The sequence below is a fragment of the Pedobacter psychrophilus genome (assembly GCF_001652725.1).
GTDB lineage: Bacteria > Bacteroidota > Bacteroidia > Sphingobacteriales > Sphingobacteriaceae > Pseudopedobacter > Pseudopedobacter psychrophilus.
In genome coordinates, this window is the sequence record NZ_LWHJ01000003.1 from 1 (window position 1) to 9,708 (window position 9,708).

At 32.1% G+C, this 9,708-nt stretch carries 13 protein-coding genes; all 13 read left to right on the forward strand.

From position 1 onward, the window contains the following. Positions 1 to 110 precede the first annotated feature (110 nt). The 13 genes from A5893_RS00200 to A5893_RS00250 all read left to right on the forward strand — a co-directional run bounded on the left by A5893_RS00200 (position 111) and on the right by A5893_RS00250 (position 9,422). A complete protein-coding gene (locus tag A5893_RS00200) occupies positions 111 to 665 on the forward strand; it encodes a hypothetical protein (protein ID WP_068820529.1) in 555 nt (184 codons plus the stop codon). Positions 666 to 845: 180 nt separating this feature from the next. Then, on the forward strand, positions 846 to 1,556 hold the full coding sequence (locus A5893_RS00205; protein ID WP_068820530.1) for a hypothetical protein: 711 nt from the start codon (positions 846 to 848) through the stop codon (positions 1,554 to 1,556). An 81-nt stretch (positions 1,557 to 1,637) separates the two neighbouring features. Beyond that, complete coding sequence (locus tag A5893_RS17985; RefSeq protein WP_157687310.1) at positions 1,638 to 1,811, forward strand: hypothetical protein; 174 nt, start codon at positions 1,638 to 1,640, stop codon at positions 1,809 to 1,811. Between the two features lie 50 nt (positions 1,812 to 1,861). Then, positions 1,862 to 2,194: a hypothetical protein gene (locus A5893_RS00210; protein ID WP_068820531.1), complete on the forward strand. Its 333-nt coding sequence runs from the start codon at positions 1,862 to 1,864 to the stop codon at positions 2,192 to 2,194. Between the two features lie 220 nt (positions 2,195 to 2,414). Further along, positions 2,415 to 2,987 carry a hypothetical protein gene (locus A5893_RS00215; protein WP_232456778.1) on the forward strand — a complete coding sequence of 191 codons (573 nt, stop codon included), beginning with the start codon at positions 2,415 to 2,417 and terminating at the stop codon, positions 2,985 to 2,987. Positions 2,988 to 3,188: 201 nt separating this feature from the next. Next, on the forward strand, positions 3,189 to 3,716 hold the full coding sequence (locus A5893_RS00220) for a hypothetical protein (RefSeq protein WP_068820533.1): 528 nt from the start codon (positions 3,189 to 3,191) through the stop codon (positions 3,714 to 3,716). 5 nt (positions 3,717 to 3,721) lie between these two features. Next, the gene (locus A5893_RS17775) at positions 3,722 to 3,889 is read left to right on the forward strand and encodes a hypothetical protein (protein ID WP_198342228.1); all 168 of its coding nucleotides are present in this window, start codon (positions 3,722 to 3,724) and stop codon (positions 3,887 to 3,889) included. 224 nt (positions 3,890 to 4,113) lie between these two features. Further along, positions 4,114 to 4,401 carry a hypothetical protein gene (locus A5893_RS00225; protein WP_082911257.1) on the forward strand — a complete coding sequence of 96 codons (288 nt, stop codon included), beginning with the start codon at positions 4,114 to 4,116 and terminating at the stop codon, positions 4,399 to 4,401. 397 nt (positions 4,402 to 4,798) lie between these two features. Further along, entirely contained in the window at positions 4,799 to 6,556 is a 1,758-nt protein-coding gene (locus A5893_RS00230) for a hypothetical protein (protein WP_068820535.1), read from the forward strand. A 159-nt stretch (positions 6,557 to 6,715) separates the two neighbouring features. Beyond that, positions 6,716 to 7,297, forward strand: coding sequence for an FEKKY domain-containing protein (locus tag A5893_RS17780; protein ID WP_068820536.1), 582 nt, complete (start codon positions 6,716 to 6,718; stop codon positions 7,295 to 7,297). Positions 7,298 to 7,473: 176 nt separating this feature from the next. Then, positions 7,474 to 7,752, forward strand: coding sequence for a hypothetical protein (locus tag A5893_RS00240; protein WP_068820537.1), 279 nt, complete (start codon positions 7,474 to 7,476; stop codon positions 7,750 to 7,752). Between the two features lie 68 nt (positions 7,753 to 7,820). Next, a complete protein-coding gene (locus A5893_RS00245; protein ID WP_068820538.1) occupies positions 7,821 to 8,801 on the forward strand; it encodes a zinc ribbon domain-containing protein in 981 nt (326 codons plus the stop codon). A 123-nt stretch (positions 8,802 to 8,924) separates the two neighbouring features. Continuing rightward, the gene (locus A5893_RS00250) at positions 8,925 to 9,422 is read left to right on the forward strand and encodes a hypothetical protein (protein WP_157687314.1); all 498 of its coding nucleotides are present in this window, start codon (positions 8,925 to 8,927) and stop codon (positions 9,420 to 9,422) included. Positions 9,423 to 9,708: the final 286 nt, after the last annotated feature.

Consider the following 9,708-nt stretch of genomic DNA (forward strand, 5'->3'; position numbering starts at 1 on the left):
TGAACTGCTTTATGTTATTTCATCACATTTAACTAAATTTCTACGGGCAGACAAGTTTGTGCTTTTTATGCCATTACAACACAAATTCGCCAATCGTTACCTGCAAGCATATGAATGACACAACCTGCGATTGCAAAACATATAGACAAAGAAAATATATCAAATCACCTGACGATTTGAACAAGTATTTAAAACTTACTAAAGAATTAACCGAAAATGGGGTTCTTAAATTAACAGGTGACTTTGGCGACAATTCAGATTATTACCAGAAAGAATTTCAATGTATTAACTGTGGACAAGAATTTATCTTAGAATGTGAAGCATATCACGGTAGTGGTGGTTCTTTTGGACAAAAATCAAAAATAACCTCTGAGCACCTTATCAAGATTGACTATTTATGTCGTAGAAGTAGAATTGAAGAAACATATCGTGGCAAGGACATTTATGACGAAAAGAAAAAAGGTGAATGGGTTTATTTCGACTGTTATTTTGACGAACAAAAAATAAGACAACGGTTTAATTTACCTAAAACTGTAAAATATTATGAATATGACGGAAGATCAGCGGGACAAGAAAGTGGTTTCGTTGACGAATTGACGAATGATGCTGTATTAGGAAATCACCCATTCTATGGACAAAATAGAAATAGGAAGAAAATTGAATAAAATGCCAGCAGGTAACCACAAATTTGTATTATAATGGCCGACATCGGTTTACTTACTGTTTACTAATTAATTTAATTTCTACTTTTACAAAAAATAGTGCTATAATGCCATTACAACACAAATTCGCCAATCGTTAGTGGCAACCTTAAAAAAACCGAACAATTTTCACATCATATAGTAATGGAAAATAACTCAATTTATGGAGCAATAAAAATTGACAGAGATTATGCCAATTCTATTGCCTTTATTAAGTCACTTGGAGAAGACAAGATTTATCCATTCATAAATACAAATATGTTTGGTCTGGGAGAGTATGTGCGACCGTTCTATTATGAAAATATGTTAATTACGTTTGGAACGACTTATAAATCGTTCGGCTTAGAACTTATTGACTGGAATCTTTTTATATTAAAAATGGAGCATATTTTACGAAATATAGATTTTGAAAGTGCGCAGTTTCATTTTGATAGTAATATAGGCGATTTTGTTTTTCATTGGGTCAATAAAAATAAAGTTCTCCCACATTGGAAAGATGACTATAAGAATAAGGAATATAATCTTATAGAATCTGAGGAATTCTATTTCGGGTTTGGAGACAGAGGATTGACGACACCCTATCCTGCTAGATTTGAAGCTGAGCTTGATGAGCTAAGTGTTGATGAATTTTCCTATCCTATCAAATTTCAAAAGACCGCAGTAGAAAAAGTAAGATTGTTTAATAAAAGGATTAAAGAAATTCAAATAGGAACTAAGATTAACTTTGAAACTATCATGAATGAAAGAATGGACGACCGGGTATTTGAAATTTTATATGACCTTAAGTTAAAAGGATTTTATGACATCAACGAATACTATGGTGATGTGACTTTATATAAACATGTCGACTTATAAAAAAGGCAGCCACTAACAGCAAATTTGTTCAAAAATGGCTGACGGTGGTTTACGTCAGTTCATCTTTATTTACTTAATTCAGTGCGGTGCGACAATGGTTCTACAAGTAATGCCATTTCTGCACAAATTTTCAAAACGTTAGTGGCAAGGCTACCCGACAAAATCGAAAAAAAAGTAAATAGGTTAAAATTTAGAGAATGGAAATTAATGGTAGTGAGAACTAAATTGACCTATGACAAAGAAAATTTGGTTTAAGTTGAGTTTGAATGCTAAAACAAGTTAGACAATAGAAACAGAATTAGAAAGTGAATAAACACAGTACCGATTTAAAACACAAGTATAAAGATGATTTTGAAATTGTTCAAGGCTTTGTAAATGAATTTGACCCTTGTGGGCTTATAAATTCAGGTGCACCAATTGACGAATACGACTGTTTGACTAATCAACTTTTAAGCGCTACTTACAACGGAAAGACAAGAACCGAAATCAAAGAATTAATTTTACACGAAATAGAACATCATTTTGGAACACCTGACCTTGAAATTTTGGATGAACCCTACAAAACGAATTTTTATAACAACATAGAGACATTAATCGACAAACTCGAAAAACAAATTGAAAAAAAGCCCAGCCACTAACAGCAAATTTGTTCAAAAATGGCTGACAGTGGTTCAACTTGGGTTTTTCGTTAATTATTTAGTTCAGTTCGGTACGACAATGGTTCTGCAAGTAATGCCATTTATGCACAAATTTTCAAAACGTTAGCGGTAATTTTACAGAACGACACAGTAAACAAGAATGATAAATTTTGACAACATAAAAACTTACTCAACTGACTTCCCAAAGACTTGGAGTTTTTTGTGGTCGCCTGAAGAAGCAAATGAAATTCCTCAGGAACATAAAGACCAAATTTTCTTTCTAAACAAAGAAGCGAGTGAATTTGTCAAAAACTATATTAACAGTTCTAAAATGGTAACAGGTCCATTATGGAAACCATTTAATGAAAGATACTTTAAGACAATTGAAGAATTTGAAGTAACAGAGAACTGTGAGACAGAAATTAAGAAGTGGCTATACAACAAACCCATTCCGTTTGACAAGTATGTATTTATTGACAGCGAAAGAAGTGGACAATCAGTAACACTAACTTGGAAGATGGTAATTAAATATTGGCAAGGACTTTTCTTTGCTGACGACCTAATAATATTTGACGAGACACTTAATTGGGGACTTTTTTATTTCCACGAAGACCGACTTTATTTCGGCAGTGACAAAATTTATGATAAAGAATTTGAGTATGAAAAAGCGAAAGAACTTAATGAATTTAAACAAAAATTCTTCAATAAAGACAATCTGAACTATAACAATGACAATAAGAAGAATTCAATAAAAGACTTTAAAGACAAGTATAACACAGACAGAATTGAATAAAAAAACTACCGCTAACAGGCGTTTGGCAAAAGTGGCGGTTCAGTGCTCCGCAGACACATTTGTGGTAAATCAAAGTTTGGTTCTCCGCATCAACATTTGTGGTGAAAATCGCCACCTTCGCCAAGCGCCAAAACGTTATGTGTCATACTTACCCGACCGCAACGATATTACTCATTGGAAATATTTTCGTAAATTAACACAATGAAAAAAGAGCAAGAAATACAATTGGATTTTGTGGTTGACAAACTGACCAATTCCATCCAAAATACTATTTCTGGCGACAGTTTTCAGACCGAAGTGGCGAGATTTACAATTACCGATAGTAAAAATATTACGGTTAAAAACGGTTGGAATTTCAATTGGAAAACCGAGTTGAAAGATGACATTAAAGAAGTTTATAAACTGACTATTGTAAACAATTTAGACATCGTTCAAGGTTTGCTGAGTATCACAAAAGAAGCAGACCACATTTATATGAATTTGCTTGAAAATGCTCCTTTCAATATCGGACAGAACAAACTTTACGAAGGTGTAGCAGGAAATTTGGTTGCCTATGCTTGCAAACTTTCATTTCAGTATGGATTTGACGGCTTCGTTGCATTTACCGCAAAAACAAAATTAGTCAGACATTATGAGGAATCATTGGGCGCTTATCACTTCGGTGGACATCGGATGATTATTCCGACCGAATCGTCTAAATTATTAGTTGAAAAATATTTTAAAACCTAAAGATTATGGGATTTATAAGAGAACCAAAAGGAGTTGACTTTATTATTCAAAGCGAGCCTTTAAACGACAAAGAAAGAAAAGCAATCAGCCAGTTTATTACAGACTACAAGTCGAAGAAGTCAAAAACAGAACTGAAAGAAGTGGGTAACAAGCGTGACAAACAGCTTTCATAACAGTACGAACACATAACAGCAAATTTGCACAAAAATGGCTGACGGTGGTTCAACTCAGGTTTTTCGTTAATTATTTAGTGCAGTGCAGTACGACAATGGTTCTGCAAGTAATGCCATTTCTGCGCAAATTTTCAAAACGTTAGGTGCAACCATAACTCGACAAAATGCATAAATTGAAAGTAATCTAAATTGAATTGCAAATCGACAAATGACAATAAAAAATAATGTGTGAACATTTAATAGGTTTAGAAACAGAATTGAAAGAGAAGGGGATTAAAGAGACTTTTCGAGGGAAAGCTTGGAGTGAAAATTGTCGAGAATGGGTTTATTATGACTGCGTTCTGAACTTAGAAAAAATCAATAACAGATATAATTTTCCTGACTGCGTAAAAATTCACATTAATGACGACAACAAATCCGGAATGGAATCAGGGTTTTATTGTGAAGTTTGTAAGGATGCAATTATGGGAATTCATGCTTACTTTGGCGAAAATAAAATTAAAGTCCAATAATAAATATCAAAAGAGACAGACGATTATCTTAAATCGGGTTTTAATTATAAAATCGGAAATATAAAACGAAAAACATGGCTTCACCTAACCACAAGTTTGTACAAAAATGGCTGACCTGCTTAAAGTAACTTTCTGCAAATTAATTAAGTTTATGCAAGCTGACATTGGTACTGCTTTAATGCCATTTCTGTACAAACTTGCAAACCGTTGTATGCAAGCTTACCGAAAAACCGTAACAGAATGAAAAAAACATAAATAATAGAAATAAAAACAAGAAATTCGGCAAAAGAAGTTCCTATATTTTGGAAAATTACTTCTCGCTGATATCTTTTTAATAGGTAAAGGGAGTTCCTATATATACTCCAAATTACTCCTCACTTATTTTTAAGAAATTAAAATGAAAACACTTAAATTATTTAACTCGGTAGTTCTTAAAGAAACTGACGAAAAGCCTTTTATTTCAGAGCAAGGGTTCATTATTGAACCTGGTGCTTTATGGGCAAAAAAAGAAATTCTCAATTTCTACAAGAATGAAAAATTAGACGGATATGGTCTAAACAAAACTTTTCATAAATCTTGGAAAACAATTTTTAGTAGTTCACGAACAGATTTGTTAATTGAACAAATTAGACATTATATTTCAACTTATGGTAGTGAGTTTGAAGATGAAATTTATATCCCCAACGAAGTATTAGAAATCCCAAACACAAAAGTTGTATTTAAGGTTGTAAAATCGTATCCAAAAGAAGTAATTATTGAAAAATGTTTACAATTACTTCAATCGGGTATTGCATTAAAAGAAGAAACAATCAATGATGTATTATCAATTCTCGTTGATGAACTTGATTATAAATTTACAGGAAATGAAAATATTAAAAACAAAGAAGCTGTAATAAAAATTGCAGATATGTATGGAATTATTCCAAATGATATTTTGGAATTCTTTAGATTTATTATTTATAGAACAACTGGCGAATCTCTTTTGATTAAAAGCAAAGAAGTAATTGAAGCAATTAAAGCCTCCAATTATAACCCTGCTATTCAATTTGAAAAATTTGGATTAGAAAAATTAGCCGAAATATTCAATCGTTTCAAACCATTATTCTTAGCATTCAAAACCAAATGCCCAAAAGCAATTAACAAAATCGCTAAACTTTCAAAAGTTCACCATAAACCATTAGTATCAAATCCATTAAATTATGTAACCAGCATAATTTTGAACCAAGAAGATGATTTACATTGGCTTAATAATGCAACTTCATTTGCCTTGTTCAGAGCCATTTCTGCTTGTCATTCAAGAATACAAGGTCAATATGCTTTTGCATACAGAATTAGAAATGGAAAATCTTTTATTAAAACCAATAAAGTTTCTGGTGCTGCTTGGTCAAACTATGAATTTCTTATAAATTATTGTAAACAGAGATTTACACTTAATGGAAAAAGATTTTTTCTCCCTCCAGATGTAGAATATGCTTTGCCAACTTCCGAAAAAATGTTCGTTGGAAATATACCGACTGGAAGTAAATTCTTTGGCGAAACTTTGGCTATTGGTGTGTATTGGGAAAATCAATGGGGCGCTCACGACATAGATTTATCAGGATTAAATATTGGTGGAAAAGTCGGTTGGAACTCTGAATACAAACAAGGAAATGGAGAATTAATGTATTCAGGCGACATAACAGATGCTCCAAATGGTGCAGTTGAATATTTGTATGCAAAAAATGGTTTAAATGAACCAACATTGATTAACAGTAATGTATATTCTGGACAAGGAAATTGCGAGTATAAAATCGTAGCAGGAAAAGGAGACCAAATAGATTACAATTTTATGATGAATCCTAATCATTTATTCCTTGAAACCAAATGTCAATCTGTTCAAAATCAAACCATTTTAGGTATACTAATACCCGTAAACAATAGGCAAAGTTTTGTGATTTTAAATTTTGGTGCTGGACAATGTAGGGTTTCAGGCAATTCTGAAATTACAATTACAGCAACTAAAGCTTTATTTCAGCAATGGAGTAACCCAATTTCTTTAAGAGAAGTTCTCATTGCTTTTGGTGGAGAAATTGTAAATGAAAAAGAAAATGCAGATTATAACCTTTCATTAGACAATTTACAAAAAGACAGTTTTATTAAAATATTTAAACAATAAAGATAAAAAAGCCTGCATACAACAGGCGTTTGGCAAAAGTGGCGGTTTAGTGTTCCGCAGACACATTTGTGGTAAATCAAAGTTTGGTTCTCCGCATCAACATTTGTGGTGAAAATCGCCACCTTCGCCAAGCGCCAAAACGTTAGGTGCAAAAGCAAAATGAGAAAACGCATACCGAACATAATTATAATTACAGCAGGATTTCTGACTTTAATAGCCTTAACATTAGACTTAACAAACGTCGGTGAGAATTGGAAAGACATTTGGCAAAATTTTGAAATAAAGAGGTTTCTTTTAGTAATTATAATTCTATGTTTTTCTGGACTTGTGCTCGGCTTATTTGTTTTTCGTAAATTAAAATACGTAAAAAGAATAAAATTAACTATTCCAATAGCTTTTATAGTTTTTAGTTTATACGACCTAACTAAAGCAGTGGATTATCATTATGGACTATCTGAATATTACAATTATTTCACAGCAAAGAAAGACCTCAAAGAAGGGAAAGTTCAAATTTTAACAGCGGGATTTCTTGTCTCAAGTGATTCTGAGAAAACTGCAAAAGCCAAAGATTCAATTAGAATGCAATTTGGATTTACGTTCTTGAACGTAGGGATATATTCCAAAGGACTTAAAAGATATAATGAAGTAATCCATAAATATTTGACAGAAAAAAATGGAGAAAACTGGAAAAAGCGACTACAACTCAAAATTGACTCGTTAGAAAAATTGCAAAATGAATAAAGCTTCAGCACCTAACAGCAAATTTGCACAAAAATGGCTGACGGTGGTTCAACTAAGGTCTTTCGTTAATTATTTAGGTCTGTGGGGTGCGACATTGGTTCTGCAAGTAATGCCATTTCTGCACAAATTTTCAAAACGTTAGGTGCAAGCATAAAAAACCTACTAACAATAAAATTATGATTGATAATGAACACGGTAAAAATAATGACAATTTAAAAATTGCAAAATCGAAAATTCGTGGCTGTTTTGGTTCAGAAGACGGGGAATTTGCTGGACATCCTGCTGATGAAAGTAGAGCTAAAGAACTGCGAAAATTAGCAGTTTTAAACCATATTTCATTAACCGAAATGGAAGATATTGCATTAGAATATTTACATGAGAAAAAATATACCGAAAAACACATCACAGAACAAATGAAGGATATAACAAAATTTTTTAAAGAGAAATTGAAATAAAACTATTTGAATTTCTAGCTAAAAATCATAAGTTCTATTGATTTTTCAAATAAACTAACAACTAAAAAATGGAAGAAAAACCAACTATTTTCTGTGGACAATGTGGAACGAAAAATCCAAAACAAAACAAATTTTGTTTTAATTGTGGTAAGCAACTATTAAAAATTGAAGAATCGAACGCCTTAAAACATAAAAATGAAAATGCTGAACTAAAGAGTTTGATTGGAGTAGAAGCAGACGTTGAAAAAATTAAATTAGCGAAACCTGAACTTGGGAATAAAAAAGACATTAAAATTGAAGTGAATGTTACACCCAAAGAAGAAAAGTATTTGAAACTTAAGGAGGAATTAGTTAAATTAATTGAATATGGAGGGTTTTTTATAGCATTTACAAAAGATAGTTTTATCCAATTTTTCAAAGAAAAAAACAATCCAGTTATAATATTTGATTTAGGTTATGCCAGTAATTTTGGTACTGACCAAATAATTAAACTAAAGGCATTAGGGTTTGAAATAAGCGATACAAATCTTAATAAATCCGTCTTGTTGACAGACAATGAAGTTGTTTTAAATAAAATGATTACTGAGTCTAAACAAATTTTTGAAAACATCTTTAATTGTCATCCGACTGAAAATTTTGATTTTGAAGAAGAGTTTGAAAATAAAAAAAATCAGAAAAGTAAGACGCTTATCAAATTAGAAGAAATTGGAGAAATGGACCAGCCTTCATTTAATAGAAAGTATGGTTGGTATCTTGGAATTGCTATTATAATTATTTGCCTAATTTTTCACTTTTCTAAACCAAAAGCAGAAAGAGAAGCAGAAACCGCTAAAAAGGAAGTTGAAAATAATTTCAATTACTATGATGGTTCACATTTAAAATTGGTAGAATATACAAAGCAAAAGCTGAGAGACCCTGAAAGTTTTGAACACATTGAAACTAATTATACTGATAATGGACAAACTCTTTCTGTTACAATGATATTTAGGTGCAATAATGGGTTTGGTGGTAAAAACAATGATGTAGTTAATGCGACCTGTGACAAATAAACTGGTCAAGTATTAGATTGGAGAATAACTGAAAATTAAAAAAATGCCAGCTGGTAACAGCAAATTTGTTCAAAAATGGCTGACGGTGGTTTACGGTAATTTATCAGTTATTTACTTAATTTGGTGCTTAACGACAATAGTTCTGCAAGCAATGCCATTTCTGCACAAATTAGCAAACCGTTAGCATACATTGCCATGACCGAAGACCAAATCATAGAAAAAATATTATCGAAACTTTCCGAACATAACGGAAGTCCTTTTTTTGTAGCCGACTTTGTGATCCATTTACTTGGCGACGAATCAGCTCCATATAATACATTTGTTGACAGGCTAGAATCTTTGAATTTGGCAAGACCGACACAACCTCGCCACGCTATGGTTATAACCGACCATGGACGACAGGTTTTCACAAATGGCGGTTGGTTAAAATATCTCGCCGAAAAGAAATCCGAAAAATTTAAAGCTGACGACAAAGAGGCATTAGAAGCTGAATTGACAGTTTCAAATATTGAGGCGAACCGACTCAATAAGCGAAACTCAAAATATAACATTTGGTTTTCAATAATTAATGTCATAATAGGTTTATTAAATTTATGGCTAATACTAAAAGCTGTAAAATAGCCGAAATGGTAAGAACAAATCCAAGTAAATTAGTCTTATACAAATCGACAAAAAAGCAACGAATGCTAACAGCAAATTTGCGTAAAAATGGCTGACGGTGGTTCATGTTAATTCTTTCGTTAATTATTTAATTCAGTGCGGTGCGACAATGGTTCTGCAAGTAATGCCATTTCTACGCAAATTTTCAAAACGTTAGCTGCAACTTGAGCAAAACTGACCAACTCCGAATTCAAATCAGACAATAATGAAAATACTTAAATTTCTAATGTTTAACCGTTTTGTGAGA

Excerpts from the sequence above, each read along its gene's own strand:
- A5893_RS00200 (WP_068820529.1), top strand. The coding sequence starts at position 111 with ATGAATGACACAACCTGCGATTGCAAAACATATAGACAAAGAAAATAT.
- A5893_RS00205 (WP_068820530.1), top strand. The coding sequence starts at position 846 with ATGGAAAATAACTCAATTTATGGAGCAATAAAAATTGACAGAGATTAT.
- A5893_RS00220 (WP_068820533.1), top strand. The coding sequence starts at position 3,189 with ATGAAAAAAGAGCAAGAAATACAATTGGATTTTGTGGTTGACAAACTG.
- A5893_RS17775 (WP_198342228.1), top strand. The coding sequence starts at position 3,722 with ATGGGATTTATAAGAGAACCAAAAGGAGTTGACTTTATTATTCAAAGC.
- A5893_RS00225 (WP_082911257.1), top strand. The coding sequence starts at position 4,114 with ATGTGTGAACATTTAATAGGTTTAGAAACAGAATTGAAAGAGAAGGGG.
- A5893_RS00230 (WP_068820535.1), top strand. The coding sequence starts at position 4,799 with ATGAAAACACTTAAATTATTTAACTCGGTAGTTCTTAAAGAAACTGAC.
- A5893_RS17780 (WP_068820536.1), top strand. The coding sequence starts at position 6,716 with ATGAGAAAACGCATACCGAACATAATTATAATTACAGCAGGATTTCTG.
- A5893_RS00240 (WP_068820537.1), top strand. The coding sequence starts at position 7,474 with ATGATTGATAATGAACACGGTAAAAATAATGACAATTTAAAAATTGCA.
- A5893_RS00245 (WP_068820538.1), top strand. The coding sequence starts at position 7,821 with ATGGAAGAAAAACCAACTATTTTCTGTGGACAATGTGGAACGAAAAAT.